This window comes from Limnohabitans sp., from assembly GCF_040401135.1.
Taxonomy (GTDB): Bacteria; Pseudomonadota; Gammaproteobacteria; order Burkholderiales; family Burkholderiaceae_C; genus Limnohabitans.
The window spans coordinates 70,007-82,424 of the sequence record NZ_JBBAOV010000006.1; the positions used below are offsets into that span (position 1 = coordinate 70,007).

Annotated in this window: 15 protein-coding genes; 11 read left to right on the forward strand and 4 right to left on the reverse strand. The window is 56.9% G+C overall.

Annotation, left to right across the window (positions count from 1 at the left end):
• Positions 1–16: 16 nt before the first annotated feature.
• Entirely contained in the window at positions 17–994 is a 978-nt protein-coding gene (locus ABWP81_RS03190) for a MerR family transcriptional regulator (protein ID WP_353139326.1), read from the reverse strand.
• 102 nt (positions 995–1,096) lie between these two features.
• On the opposite strand from ABWP81_RS03190, the gene ABWP81_RS03195 reads away from it, so the two are divergent.
• The 7 genes from ABWP81_RS03195 to ABWP81_RS03225 all read left to right on the forward strand — a co-directional run bounded on the left by ABWP81_RS03195 (position 1,097) and on the right by ABWP81_RS03225 (position 6,857).
• Positions 1,097–1,678 (forward strand): glutathione peroxidase, encoded by a 582-nt coding sequence (locus tag ABWP81_RS03195; RefSeq protein ID WP_353139329.1) that lies wholly within the window; start codon positions 1,097–1,099, stop codon positions 1,676–1,678.
• A complete protein-coding gene (locus ABWP81_RS03200) occupies positions 1,675–2,967 on the forward strand; it encodes an NAD(P)/FAD-dependent oxidoreductase (RefSeq protein WP_353139332.1) in 1,293 nt (430 codons plus the stop codon). The genes ABWP81_RS03195 and ABWP81_RS03200 overlap by 4 nt, the downstream gene beginning before the upstream one ends.
• Before the next feature lie 5 nt (positions 2,968–2,972).
• The gene (locus ABWP81_RS03205) at positions 2,973–3,728 is read left to right on the forward strand and encodes a DUF1365 domain-containing protein (protein WP_353139335.1); all 756 of its coding nucleotides are present in this window, start codon (positions 2,973–2,975) and stop codon (positions 3,726–3,728) included.
• A 15-nt stretch (positions 3,729–3,743) separates the two neighbouring features.
• Positions 3,744–4,976, forward strand: a complete 1,233-nt coding sequence (locus ABWP81_RS03210; protein WP_353139338.1) for a class I SAM-dependent methyltransferase — start codon at positions 3,744–3,746, stop codon at positions 4,974–4,976.
• Positions 4,973–5,557: a chalcone isomerase family protein gene (locus ABWP81_RS03215; RefSeq protein ID WP_353135664.1), complete on the forward strand. Its 585-nt coding sequence runs from the start codon at positions 4,973–4,975 to the stop codon at positions 5,555–5,557. Before ABWP81_RS03210 ends, ABWP81_RS03215 begins: the two co-directional genes overlap by 4 nt.
• Positions 5,558–5,625: 68 nt before the next feature.
• Positions 5,626–6,408: an SDR family NAD(P)-dependent oxidoreductase gene (locus ABWP81_RS03220; RefSeq protein ID WP_353139341.1), complete on the forward strand. Its 783-nt coding sequence runs from the start codon at positions 5,626–5,628 to the stop codon at positions 6,406–6,408.
• Positions 6,408–6,857 carry a nuclear transport factor 2 family protein gene (locus ABWP81_RS03225; RefSeq protein ID WP_353139344.1) on the forward strand — a complete coding sequence of 150 codons (450 nt, stop codon included), beginning with the start codon at positions 6,408–6,410 and terminating at the stop codon, positions 6,855–6,857. Before ABWP81_RS03220 ends, ABWP81_RS03225 begins: the two co-directional genes overlap by 1 nt.
• Before the next feature lie 61 nt (positions 6,858–6,918).
• On the opposite strand, the gene ABWP81_RS03230 is transcribed toward ABWP81_RS03225, so the two are convergent.
• Entirely contained in the window at positions 6,919–7,533 is a 615-nt protein-coding gene (locus ABWP81_RS03230) for a glutathione S-transferase N-terminal domain-containing protein (protein ID WP_353139347.1), read from the reverse strand.
• Positions 7,534–7,616: 83 nt separating this feature from the next.
• On the opposite strand from ABWP81_RS03230, the gene purB reads away from it, so the two are divergent.
• Entirely contained in the window at positions 7,617–9,020 is a 1,404-nt protein-coding gene (purB, locus tag ABWP81_RS03235; RefSeq protein WP_353139350.1) for an adenylosuccinate lyase, read from the forward strand.
• 4 nt (positions 9,021–9,024) lie between these two features.
• Entirely contained in the window at positions 9,025–9,585 is a 561-nt protein-coding gene (locus ABWP81_RS03240; RefSeq protein ID WP_353139353.1) for a YaeQ family protein, read from the forward strand.
• 17 nt (positions 9,586–9,602) lie between these two features.
• Here ABWP81_RS03240 and ABWP81_RS03245 read toward each other — a convergent pair whose 3' ends face one another.
• Positions 9,603–10,010, reverse strand: coding sequence for a DUF3717 domain-containing protein (locus tag ABWP81_RS03245; RefSeq protein ID WP_353135646.1), 408 nt, complete (start codon positions 10,008–10,010; stop codon positions 9,603–9,605).
• A gap of 79 nt (positions 10,011–10,089) precedes the next feature.
• Here ABWP81_RS03245 and ABWP81_RS03250 point away from each other — a divergent pair, with 79 nt between their 5' ends.
• The gene (locus ABWP81_RS03250) at positions 10,090–10,449 is read left to right on the forward strand and encodes a phage holin family protein (protein ID WP_353135643.1); all 360 of its coding nucleotides are present in this window, start codon (positions 10,090–10,092) and stop codon (positions 10,447–10,449) included.
• Here the strand turns inward: ABWP81_RS03250 and ABWP81_RS03255 are convergent.
• Positions 10,402–11,997: a M48 family metalloprotease gene (locus ABWP81_RS03255; RefSeq protein WP_502905506.1), complete on the reverse strand. Its 1,596-nt coding sequence runs from the start codon at positions 11,995–11,997 to the stop codon at positions 10,402–10,404. The two genes, ABWP81_RS03250 and ABWP81_RS03255, sit on opposite strands and share 48 nt — an antisense overlap.
• 55 nt (positions 11,998–12,052) lie before the next feature.
• Between ABWP81_RS03255 and moaC the strand changes: the two genes are divergently transcribed.
• On the forward strand, positions 12,053–12,418 hold a 366-nt coding region (moaC, locus tag ABWP81_RS03260; RefSeq protein ID WP_353139359.1), incomplete at its 3' end, for a cyclic pyranopterin monophosphate synthase MoaC.

Genomic DNA, 12,418 nt, shown 5'->3' on the forward strand with positions numbered 1-12,418 from the left:
CGCACTGCCTAAAGCCTCAGGCCGCCAGGACTAGCGCTGCCTTGTTTGCATCTGACTTGGGGGTTCGGCGGTGTTGGTCAACAGCCTCTGAAATGGAAGCCAGATCGGACAACACCAACACGCGCTCGATTTGCCGTCGACGCAACGCAGACGCGCTGCCACCAGCCCACACGGCAACATCGTTTGGCAGAAGCGCGTTCAACTCGGCCAAGCCGTCGACCACATGGTTTGGTTTCATGCTTGCGCTAAAGCTCAAGGCCACCACATCAACCTGGTGAGCCAGTGCCGCTTGTGCAATGTCGCGCACCGGTGTTTGGGTGCCTAACGAAACGCAGCGGCAGCCCTGCAAGGCCAACAAACTTTCGACCATCAACAAGCCCAAGCCATGCACCTCTTGCGGAAAAGTGGTCAGCAACACTTTGGGCGCTGTAGTTTGCGCAGCGCTGGGAATGGCGGCGATGGCTTGGCGCATCAAGGTACTGATGCACTCGGTATACAGATGCTCTTGATGCACAGCCAAGTCACCCTGGGCCCAAGTCTCCCCAACCAAGTAGGTAAGAGGCGCCACCACGTCCGTGATAAAACCTTGCAAGCCCATGGTGGACAAGGCTTGGTGCAAAGCCAAACGAATCCCCTCGGCGTCTTGTGATTGAAGCAAGGTCAGATACGCCTGCAACTCGGCGTGCTCCTGCGTTACTTGTGCTTCCGACCCAGCCTGCACGCTGGCCTCGGCTCGGCTTAATTGCTGCAACACGGCCATGGGCTGCGCCACAACGCGGCCTGGGCGGTGACCTTGATCCATCAACCGTTTGATGACGCGCAGCTGCTGCACTTGCGCCATGGGGTAGGAGCGCTCGTCGTTGGCATCACGGCCGGGCATTGGAAAACCATAGCGACGCTCCCACACGCGCAAGGTATCTTTGCCAATGCCAGTGTCGCGTTCGACGGCAGCAATAGACAGAGTTATGTGGAGAGGGTCTTCAGGTATGGTCATTGTTAGAAATCCCTATCGCTAATCGTGGAGAATGGCTCCGTCCAAGACAAACAATTCGTAGTAGGCCATGATGGACCTGGATTAAAAAGGGGTTTTCCCGTGATGCATCGTATTTTATTCGCTTTAGTTGGCTTATTTTTGGGGGTTAGCCCTGTTCACAGCGCGCCTGAAGGCAAGTCCACTTCTGCCAGTTGCCCGCGTGTTTTGCAACACACCTTGGCTCGTCTGCAAGATGAAAAGCCACAAGCACTTTGTCAATACGCTGGCCAAGTCGTCGTCGTGGTGAACACCGCCAGTTTTTGTGGCTTCACTCCGCAGTACAAAGGCCTGGAAGCCTTGCACGCCAAATACAAAGACCGCGGCTTGGTGGTGCTGGGCTTTCCTAGCAACGACTTCTCCCAAGAGCCGGACAGCAACGCCAAGATCGCCGACTTTTGCGACAACACCTTTGGCGTGAAGTTTCCTATGTTTGTAAAAACCACCGTGCGCGGTGCTGACGCATCACCCTTGTTCAAGCAACTGGCGGAGCAAACAGGCACCTCGCCCAAGTGGAATTTTTATAAATACGTCATCAGCCGAGACGGCAAAGACGTCAAGAGTTTCAGCAGCATGACGGGCCCACAAGACAAGAATTTTGTGCAAGAGATTGAAAAGCAATTGGCCTTCAAGAGTGCTGCGCGATGAAACCACGCATCGCCATCGTGGGCTCGGGTATTTCGGGCCTGTCTGCAGCGCACCATTTGCAGCACAAAGCCAACATTACCTTGTTTGAAGCTGGTGATTATTTCGGTGGCCACACCCACACGGTAGACGTGACCTTGCCCACCGCCTCCGGCATGCAAACGCACGGGGTGGACACTGGCTTTTTGGTCTACAACGAACGCACCTACCCTGGGCTCATTGCGTTGTTTGAAGAACTGCAAGTGACCACCGTCAAGTCAGACATGTCGTTTTCGGTGCAAGTGCCACACAAAAACGGCAAAGGTGCTTTGGAGTGGAACGGTGCCAACCTCAACACCGTGTTTGCCCAGCGCAGCAATTTATTCAAGCCCAGCTTCTTGCTGATGCTGCGTGATGTGGTGCGCTTCAACGCGCTGGCTACCCAGCTGGCCGAGCGCAACCAAGACGATGAGTTGGCTCAGCCCTTGAGCGGTTTTTTGATCTCGCACAAATTTAGCGACGTATTTCGCGACTGGTATTTGCTGCCCATGTTGGGCTGCATTTGGAGCTGCCCCACCGACCAAATGCTGAAGTTTCCTGTGGCCACCATGATTCGGTTTTGCCACAACCACGGCCTGATTCAAGTCAACAACCGTCCGCAATGGCACACCGTGGCAGGCGGCGCACGCCACTATGTTGAGAAGATTTTGGCGGGCATTCCAGACCAACGGCTGAGCACACCGGTGCTGCACATTGATCGCGACGCACACAGCGTGACGCTGCAAACGCATGCAGGCTCTGAACGGTTTGACCAAGTTATTTTGGCCACCCATGCCGATCAATCTCTGGCCATGTTGGCCGAACCTTCGCCTCAAGAGCGGGCCACACTCAGCGCCATTCGCTACCACCCCAACCGAGCCGTGCTGCACACCGACACCTCGGTGATGCCTCAAAAAAAACTCGCCTGGGCTGCGTGGAATTACGAGCGCGCCGCGCACAGCAACACCGAGTCGGCCCGTGTGTGTCTGCACTATTGGCTCAACCTGTTGCAACCGCTGCCGTTCACGCAAGACGTGATCGTCTCGCTCAACCCTGTTCAAGAGATTGACCCCGCGCACATCCTTGGCGAATACGACTATGCCCACCCCGTGTTTGACCTGCCCGCCATTCAGGCGCAAACCCAAATGCCACAACTGCAAGGCCTGCAACACACATGGTTTGCCGGTGCGTGGATGGGCTATGGCTTTCATGAAGACGGCTTCAAGGCTGGGCGTGATGTCGCGCGCTGCCTGCTCGCCCGCTTGACCCAATGAACGCCATGACACAAGCCATGATTGGTTTTGGACAAGTTCGCCACACGCGACTACGCCCCACGCCACACGCATTCAACTACAGCACCTTCTTTTTGATGCTGCCCATGCGCACGTTGCAATCCTCGGGCCATGCGACGCTGCCCATCAACCGTGCAGGCGCCATCAGCTTTCATGATGTCGACCACGGTGATGGCCGCAATGCAACAGAAGGCGGCGCGCTCGCTTGGCTAGACGATGTGCTGTTGCGCGAAGGCATCACTGACGCCACGGGCGAGGTGTGGCTGCACTGTTACCCGCGCGTGCTGGGCTACACCTTTAAGCCCGTGAGCTTTTGGTATTGCCACGGCGCAGACAACACGTTGCGTGCCGTCGTGGTGGAAGTGAACAACACTTTTGGTGAGCGTCACTGCTATTTGCTAGACCGCCCGCAGTTCGGCGTGGAGCAACGCGCCAACAAAGTGTTTCATGTGTCGCCGTTTTGCGCGGTGCAGGGCGACTACCGTTTTCGCTTCATGCGCTCGGTGGATCACACCCTCGCCCGCGTGGACCACGACGATGCAGATGGCCCTTTGATAGAAACCAGTGTGAGCGGTCAACTCAAACCCATCACGCCAGCCGAGTTGCGTCACGCTTTGTTGGGCTACCCACTGATGACGCTGATGGTGATGGCCCGCATCCATTGGCAAGCCTTGAAGCTGTGGCTCAAGCGCGTGCCGTTTTTTTCCAAGCCCACACCTCCGCAAGATTTTGTGACCCGCTGATATTGATACACGCCCATGAATAGCTCGACCTCCACCAACCGCACCTCCCAGTCAGAAGCCATGCCCGCTGCAGCACGCCGCGTGCTGAGCTTGCTGCAACGTTTGCAACACGGCACATTGCATGTGCAGTGGCCAGATGGCCGGGTGGAGCAGTTTGGCTCAGCGCCCGCTTCAGGCAAAGCACTCAACGCCACCTTGCATTTGTACAGCTGGGCACCGCTCACGCAAGCGCTGAAGTCGGGTGACATTGGTTTTGCAGAAAGCTACATCGCCGGCGAATGGAGCACCAACAACTTGTCGGAGTTGCTTCAACTGTTGCTGGCCAACCGCCGCGACATGGACGCTTTGATTTTTGGCAACTGGCTGGGCCGCTTGTATTACCGCGTTCGACACTTGCTGCATCGCAACACGCGCAGCAACAGCAAGAAAAACATCCACGCACATTACGACTTGGGCAACGCGTTTTACGAGCTGTGGCTAGACCCCACCATGAACTACTCGTCCGCGTGGTTTGACAACGACCGGTCCAAGCCCATGGCCGAAGCCCAAACCGCCAAAGTGCGCCGCGCCCTGCGCATGGTGGACGCCAAGACGGGTGACCGCATTCTTGAAATCGGCTGCGGTTGGGGTGCCTTGGCCGAACTAGGTGGCACAGAGTTTGGCGCACACATGAGCGGTGTGACCCTGAGCCACGAACAGTTGGCGTTTGCCCACCAGCGTATGCAACGGTTGGGTTTAGAAGGCACCAGCAACTTGCGTTTGCAAGACTACCGTGACATTGACGATGGGCCCTATGACGCCATTTGTTCCATCGAAATGCTGGAAGCCGTGGGCCAAGAATATTGGGCCACTTATTTTGAAAGCGTAGCGCGCTTGCTTAAATCAGGCGGCAAAGCGTGCATTCAAACCATCGTCATCGACGACGCGCTGTTTGACCGCTACGTGAAGAGCACCGATTTCATTCAGCAATACATCTTTCCCGGCGGCTGCTTGCCTTGCCCGCGTGAGTTTCGCGCACATGCCGAACGCGCGGGCCTCAAAGTGGTGGACGAGTTGGCCTTCGGCTTGGACTACGCCGAAACACTGCGCCGCTGGCGTCACCAATTCATGGCCGACAAAACACAAGTGCTGCAACTGGGCTTTGACGAACGCTTCATGCGCATTTGGGAGTTCTACTTGGCATACTGCGAAGCCGCGTTTGAGCAGCACAGCACAGACGTTGTTCAGTTCACTTTGCTCAAACCATGACCACGCGCCGCGCTGCTTTGACGCTAGTTTTACGCACGGCTTTGGCCGGTGTGGGCGTTGGGCAGTTTGGCGCTGTGCAGGCCGAAGTCAGCCGTGAAGCCTTGCAGCCCAGGCCTGCGTTGCAAGCCGTGTTACGCACACCGCGCTTGTTGGGCCAACACCGCCTCACCTACTGGGGCTTTGAGGTTTACGACGCCCGCCTGTGGGCCAGTGCCCCATTTGCTGCGCAGGATTGGGCCAAGCAAATGCTGGTGATTGATCTGCGCTACTTGCGCGACTTCAAAGGCGCTGACCTTGCGCAACGGTCTATCGACGAAATGCAAGGTCAACGCCCTCTGAGCGCCGCCCAACTGCAAAGCTGGTCGGCCACGCTGCAAGCCCTGATGCCCAATGTGCGCGCAGGTGAACACATCACGGGTATTTACAGCCCGGACAAAGGCATGCAACTGTTGCACCAAGACCGCCTGCTTGGCGAGTTGCGCGACGCCGAATTTGCGCAACGCTTTTTGGGCATTTGGTTGGCCGCTGAATCCTCACAACGCCAGCTCCGCCAAAACCTTTTGGCAGGTGCTCAGCCATGAGGCGTCTTTGCATGCGGCGTGGCGGATGTTATGGTGTCGCTCAGTAATGTTTGCACGGGGTTATTGATATGCATTTTTTAAAACCATTCAACCCGCCTATCGCCGATTGGCAAGGCCGCAGCGTTTGGCTGATTGGCGCCTCCAGCGGCATTGGCTTGGCCACGGCCAAAGCGCTGCACGCTGCTGGCGCAAAAGTAGTGGTGTCGGCACGCAAGGCCGAATTGCTGCAACAGTTTGTAGACACGCATCCCGGCGCACAAGCAGTGGTGATGGACGTGAGCGACACGGCCGCCATTGCTGAAGCAGCCAAGTACGTGCAAACGCATCAGGGCTTGGATGTGGTGATGTACTGCGCGGGCTACTACCAAGCCATGCGCGCCTCCGACTATTCGCTGATCGAAATGCAGCGTCACCTTGATGTCAACTACACCGGTGCGTTGCGTGTGCTGGAAGCGGTCTTGCCCACCCTAATTGCCAATGGCGCGGGCCACCTCAGCTTTATTTCCAGCGTGGCTGGCTTTCGTGGTTTGCCACAAAGCTTGGCATACGGCCCGACCAAAGCCGCCCTCATCAACTTGGCCGAGGCTTTGTATTACGACCTTTCGCAACGCGGCGTTGGTGTGAGCTTGATCAACCCCGGCTTTGTGGAAACACCCTTGGTGGCAGGCAATGACTTTCCAATGCCAGCGCTTATCTCGCCCGAAAGGGCGGCAACGGAAATTCTCAAAGGTTGGCGCAAAGGAGAATTTCACATTCATTTTCCTAAGCGCTTCACGCGCGTGCTGCTATTGCTGCGCTTGCTGCCTTACCGCTGGTACTTTGCCTTGGTGCGTGGTGGGACGGGCATGTGATGACTGACTCACCAGAAGCGGCCATGCACCGTGTGGTGCATTTCTTTGAACACCTGCAGCCAGCGGATGTATCGCGCATGGCCGAGATCTACACCGCCGACGCGCAATTCAAAGATCCATTCAACCAAGTGCAGGGCCTGCCTGCGATAGCACACGTTTTTGCCCACATGTTTGAAGCGCTTCAAGCGCCACGCTTTGTGATCACTACCCAAGTAGTACAAGGTGAGCAGTGCTTTGTGACTTGGGATTTTTTGTTTGCCATGCCGCGCATGGACGGCGGTCAAACGCAAACCATTCGCGGGGCCACGCACTTTGTGCTGCGCGAAGAAGCGGGCGTTTGGCGCGTGGCCGTGCACCGCGATTATTGGGATGCGGCGGAAGAGTTGTACGAAAAGCTGCCCGTCGTCGGCGCCTTGATGCGCTGGCTAAAAAAACGCGCTAACAGTTAAGCAAACCGCGCCCATAAAAAAGCCCTTCAGCGAAGGGCTTTTTGCTTTTGAAAAGCTAGTCTTATTCAGGCAGCGTGTCTTTGAAACTTGGGCGCTGAGACAAGCGCTCATACAAACCGCCCAGATTGGGGTGCTTGCCACGCCAATCGATAGCGTGGAAGCGGAAGTCCAAATAGCTCACCGCTACGCCAACCGCAATGTCAGCCAAGCTGACTTGAATGCCCACGCAGTGGCTACGCTCGGCCAACGCGCGGCCCAAGGCATTCAGGCTGTCGTCGATTTTTTTCATCTGACGGTCGATCCATGCTTGGCTACGTTCGCCTTCTTTGCGACCCGCCCATGAGGCTTCGAGTCGCGCCAGAATGGCGGCATCCAACAGGCCATCGGCCAAGGCCTCCCAAGTTTTTACTTCGGCGCGTTCGCGACCACGGTCTGGAATAAGCTTGCCCACAGGCGAGAGCGTGTCGACGTATTCAACGATGACGCGTGAATCAAACAGCGCTTCGCCGCCCTCCATGATGAGGCACGGCACTTTGCCCAACGGGTTGGAGGCTGCGATGCTGGTGTCTGCTGCCCACACGTCTTCGGCTACAAACTGGTAGTCCAGTTTTTTCTCGGCCATCACGACGCGTACTTTGCGCACATAGGGGCTGGTAATTGAACCAATCAGTTTCATAAGTTCTTCACAGTTTTGTTATATCAGTATTTTATCTGGCTTGCGTCGTTTTAGCATTTGGGCCCAGCACCTAAAATTGGGGAATGAGCAATACCACCCCAACTTCGCAAAACATCTCTCAAATCATGGCTTTGTCGCCACTCGATGGCCGCTACGCCGGCAAAGTCTCGCATCTGCGCCCCTTGATGAGCGAGCAGGGCTATATGCACCGCCGCGTGCAAGTGGAGATTGCGTGGTTCATCGCCTTGAGCGACGCAGGTTTTGCCGAATTCAAACCTTTGAGCGCTGCTTCGCGCGCTTATTTGATCCGCTTGGTAACAAACTTCAGCACCGAAGACGCGCTGGCCATCAAGGACGAAGAGAAGGTCACCAACCACGATGTGAAAGCCGTGGAGTACTGGATTAAGAAGCAATTCAAAGGCCACGCCGAGCTGGAAGCCGCTTCTGAATTTGTTCACTTTGCCTGCACCAGCGAAGACATCAATAACACCAGCCACGCGCTACAGCTACAAGCGGGCCGTGATGAAGTGATCTTGCCTGGCCTCGACGGCCTGATTGCCAAACTGCGAGACATGGCCCACACCTACGCCGATGTGCCCATGCTCAGCCGCACCCACGGCCAAACCGCTAGCCCCACCACGGTGGGCAAAGAAGTGGCCAACGTGGTGGTGCGCTTGAAACAAGTACGCGAGCGCATTGCGGGTGTGCACATCATGGCCAAAATGAACGGTGCGGTCGGCAACTACAACGCCCACCTCAGCGCTTGGCCCGACTTCGATTGGGAAGCCTTCAGCCGCCAAGTGGTGGAAACACCTGCGCCTTTGGGCCTCGGTCTGACCTTCCAGCCCTACAGCATTCAAATCGAACACCACGACTATATGGCTGAGTTGTTTGATGCCATGGCACGTGCCAACACCATTCTGATTGACTGGTCACGCGATGTATGGGGCTATGTGTCTTTGGGCTACTTCAAGCAACGTCTGAAAGCTGGCGAAATTGGCTCGTCCACCATGCCGCACAAAGTCAACCCGATTGACTTTGAAAATGCCGAAGGTAATTTGGGATTGGCCAACGCCGTGCTGAAACACATGAGCGAAAAGCTGCCCATCAGCCGCTGGCAGCGTGACCTGACTGACTCCACTGTGTTGCGCAACATGGGTGTGGCCTTGGGCTACACCGCCTTGGCTTATCAGTCAATGCTGGTAGGTTTAAACAAGCTCGAACTCAATGAAGAAGCTTTGGCGGCCGACCTCGATGCCGCTTGGGAAGTGTTGGCCGAGCCCATTCAAACCGTCATGCGCCGCTATGGTGTGCAAGGCGCTTACGAGCAGCTGAAAGAAGTCACGCGAGGCAAAACCGTCACCGCCGAAGCGTTGCATGGTTTGATTGCCTCGCTGCAAATTCCGCAGGCCGATATTGACCGCTTACTGGCCATGACGCCGGGTAGCTACGTGGGCAAAGCCGCCGAACTGGCGCGTCGCGTTTAAAACAATGGCGATCAAATCCACCATCTTCAAAGCGAACGTACAAATCGCTGACATTGATCACAGCTACTACGCCGACCACGCGCTGACCCTCGCGCGCCACCCCAGCGAGACGGACGAACGCATGATGGTGCGCTTGGTCGCGCTGTCTTTGCAAGCGCATTTGCTGCAAGACGTGTGCAATGGCGACGGCGTGCTGGCTTTTGGTGCGGGGCTGTCTAACCCCGACGAGCCCGATGTCATGCTGACAGATTTCACCGGCCGCAAACGCCTATGGATTGAAGTGGGTCAACCCGAAGAAAAGCCCTTGCTCAAAGCGTGCAGCAAGGCCGACCAAGTGATGCTGTATGTGTTCTCTAGTTCCGGCGATGTCTGGTGGAAGAACATGCAAAACAAACTCATCAAGCCCACGTCTTTGCAGGTGTGGCGTATCCCCACCAGCGCGTCGCAAGACTTGGCCAAACTGGCCGAGCGCAGCATGCAGCTGCAAGCCACCGTTCAAGAAGGTGTGGTGATGATGAGCAACGGCAAAACGACGGTTGACATTGAGTGCGAGCGCTGGAAATAGCGCGCAAGAAATAAAGCTTAGCCGCCTCGCGCCCGCTCGGCGTATTTGTTGAAGCGCCAAGACGTGCCAATCATGGTGATGCGACGCCACGTGCTGCGCTTCTCGCCTGGACTCATCTCTGGCCAGTACTGCACTTCTTCAAAAGTGCGACCGCAGCCCTTGCACTCTTCGTCACCTTGGCTGGTCGAGCAAATGGCAATGCACGGCGCATCGGCGGTGGTGCGGTACCAGCCTAGCCATGCATCGTAGGCCTTGGGTGGGAACCCTTTTTCTGCCGCTTCGTCATGGTGGTAATAAATCATCAGCGCATACACCTCGGCCAAGGCGCGAATTTCTGGCGCGAGTGTGACGCCATCGGGTGAGGGCTTTTGTTCGCGCCAATAGTTGATGGCCGCCTCGATATCTGTGATGTGAATGCCAGCCATCGCGTTAGAGTTTGTTACCTAGAAAGCAGGGTAGAAGTTGGGCTGTGGATGATAGCGGCAATGCTATGCTGACCAAGACATGAAACTACTTTTAACTTGGTTACTCCACGCCACCGCCTTGATGGCTTTGGCGCATCTCTACAGCGGCGTTGAAGTCACCAACTTTGGCGTTGCCTTGACCGCCGCCCTGGTCATCGGTGTTTTTAATCTGATTGTTCGACCCGCTTTGGTGGTGCTGACGCTACCTGTGACGTTTTTCACGCTCGGGCTGTTTATGTTTGTCATCAATGCATTGATGTTTTGGGCAGCGGCTGGTTTACTCGACGGGTTTTGGGTGCGCGGCTTTGGCTCGGCCCTGCTGGGCTCGTTAATTTACTCAGCGTTTGGCGTGTTAATTGATGCCGCGCTCCAACGCTTGTTCACGCCGCAGCCGCTCTAAATCGCGCAAACGGGCGTCGATGATGGATGCCTCCATGTGCCCCGCGCGGTCTAACTTTCCCTCACTTGCCATTTGGTGCGCCAGTGTTTGTGCTGCCTTAAAGCGGTCCACGGCTGCGCCGTAATCCAACTCCATAGCTCGCGCTTCGGCCTGAGCGCGAATGGCGCGCAAGGGATCGCCTTGCAACTCATAGGCCGAGGCTTGCAACAACCACGCCGAGGCATCACGCGGATGCTGGTTTAGCCACCACGTCAGCTCGTTGGCTGCAGCCTTGCCTTGCGCTGGCTTTTGGGTTCCTATGCGACTGCGTGCCAGCAGCATGTGCGTCGCACGATCTTGGCTGGCGATCACCGTGGCTTTGGGCTCCAGCATGGCAACCGCTTGCGAGGCCTCACCCGCCGTCAAGGCCAACTCTGCGGCCAACAAGCGCACCGCACGGATGGCCGCTAGATCTAAAACACTCAAGCTTTGCAAACGCGCCAAGTGCTGTCGCGCCACCACAAAGTTGCGCTGTTGCATTTCGGCCAGTGACGCGCCATACAAAACGCCGGCTTGCTTGTCCTTGCTCTGCGCGCCCAAACTTGCGGCACTCGCCAGTGAGGCGATGCTGCGCAACGCATCCACACCCGGCTTAGCCAGCACCTGCGCACGCGCCGACATCATGGCGTGTGTGGCTGTAGGGGCAACGGCTGCGCGCGCGGGCAATAGCTGCTGGCGCGCTTGCGCGTCCGAAATACGCTCGGTCGTCATGGGGTGACTGCGCAGATAAGGGAAAGAGCCGTTGTCGTTGAGTCGTGCCGCTTGCTGCAGCTTTTCAAACATGGTGACAAAGCCTTGCGGCTCGAAGCCCGCTTCGGTCATCACGCCGTAGCCCACGCGGTCGGCTTCGCGCTCCATGTCACGCGAAAAGTTGAGCTGGCTTTGGATGGCGGCCGCTTGGCCGCCCACCATCACTGCATTGGCCGCGCTCATGCTACTGGCGTTCATGGTGCGGCTGGCCGCCAACATGCCCAATATCATGGCGCCCATCACCATGGGACCCTGTTTACCTTGCTGCGCAATCATGCGAGCAATGTGGCGCTGTGTGACGTGGCTGAGTTCATGCGCAAGTACTGAGGCCAATTCGTCGGCACTGCTGACCGCCGAAATCAAACCCAAATGCACGCCCAAATACCCCCCAGGCAGGGCAAACGCGTTGATGCTGCGGTCACGAATAAGCGACACCTCCCACGCAAACTGCTGCTCTAGCTCAGGCGTGAGCTCACCGCGCTGGCGGGCTGAAGCAAGCAAAATTTGCCAAATTGACTGCACGTAGTCACCCAGCACGGGGTCGTCTAAATAATCGGGGTCACGGTAAATTTCGCGGGCAATACTCTCGCCCAAACGACGCTCCACCCCCAGCGGCACTTCGGCGCCATCACCCAAATTGGGCAACCGGTTGCTATTAAGTTGTGCCTGCGCTGGCGACACTGTCAGCAGCAAAACCGCGCACACACCCAACACGCCCAATCGGCTTAATAGGTGAGGTGAAAGCAGGGAGGAAAACATGTGTGCCATGGGCCGTATGATGCGGCTTTGATGTTAACCCGTTGCCCATTTCAGCATGTCCACACTCACACACTTTGACGCTCAAGGCCAAGCCCACATGGTGGACGTGGCCAACAAAGCCCACACCAAACGCGTGGGCGTGGCCACGGGCCGCATTGTTATGTTGCCCGCCACACTGGCCTTGATTCAAAGCGGCACCGCCAAGAAGGGTGACGTGTTGGGCATTGCGCGCATTGCGGGTATCCAAGCGGCCAAGAAAACCAGCGACTTAATTCCCCTGTGCCACCCCCTCGCGCTCACGCATGTGGCGGTGGAGTTTGCCGTTGACGAAGCAACGCACAGCGTGAACTGCACGGCAACTGTGGAGACGGTTGGGCAGACGGGCGTGGAAATGGAAGCGCTGACCGCTGTGCAAGTGGCC

What these genes read in the sequence shown, in the direction of transcription:
- ABWP81_RS03220 (WP_353139341.1), top strand. Translation starts at nt 5,626, where the DNA reads ATGCATTTTTTAAAACCATTCAACCCGCCTATCGCCGATTGGCAAGGC.
- ABWP81_RS03215 (WP_353135664.1), top strand. Translation starts at nt 4,973, where the DNA reads ATGACCACGCGCCGCGCTGCTTTGACGCTAGTTTTACGCACGGCTTTG.
- ABWP81_RS03230 (WP_353139347.1), bottom strand. Translation starts at nt 7,533, where the DNA reads ATGAAACTGATTGGTTCAATTACCAGCCCCTATGTGCGCAAAGTACGC.
- ABWP81_RS03195 (WP_353139329.1), top strand. Translation starts at nt 1,097, where the DNA reads ATGCATCGTATTTTATTCGCTTTAGTTGGCTTATTTTTGGGGGTTAGC.
- ABWP81_RS03240 (WP_353139353.1), top strand. Translation starts at nt 9,025, where the DNA reads ATGGCGATCAAATCCACCATCTTCAAAGCGAACGTACAAATCGCTGAC.
- ABWP81_RS03210 (WP_353139338.1), top strand. Translation starts at nt 3,744, where the DNA reads ATGAATAGCTCGACCTCCACCAACCGCACCTCCCAGTCAGAAGCCATG.
- ABWP81_RS03250 (WP_353135643.1), top strand. Translation starts at nt 10,090, where the DNA reads ATGAAACTACTTTTAACTTGGTTACTCCACGCCACCGCCTTGATGGCT.
- purB (WP_353139350.1), top strand. Translation starts at nt 7,617, where the DNA reads ATGAGCAATACCACCCCAACTTCGCAAAACATCTCTCAAATCATGGCT.
- ABWP81_RS03190 (WP_353139326.1), bottom strand. Translation starts at nt 994, where the DNA reads ATGACCATACCTGAAGACCCTCTCCACATAACTCTGTCTATTGCTGCC.
- ABWP81_RS03200 (WP_353139332.1), top strand. Translation starts at nt 1,675, where the DNA reads ATGAAACCACGCATCGCCATCGTGGGCTCGGGTATTTCGGGCCTGTCT.
- ABWP81_RS03225 (WP_353139344.1), top strand. Translation starts at nt 6,408, where the DNA reads ATGACTGACTCACCAGAAGCGGCCATGCACCGTGTGGTGCATTTCTTT.
- ABWP81_RS03255 (WP_502905506.1), bottom strand. Translation starts at nt 11,997, where the DNA reads ATGTTTTCCTCCCTGCTTTCACCTCACCTATTAAGCCGATTGGGCGTG.
- ABWP81_RS03205 (WP_353139335.1), top strand. Translation starts at nt 2,973, where the DNA reads ATGACACAAGCCATGATTGGTTTTGGACAAGTTCGCCACACGCGACTA.
- ABWP81_RS03245 (WP_353135646.1), bottom strand. Translation starts at nt 10,010, where the DNA reads ATGGCTGGCATTCACATCACAGATATCGAGGCGGCCATCAACTATTGG.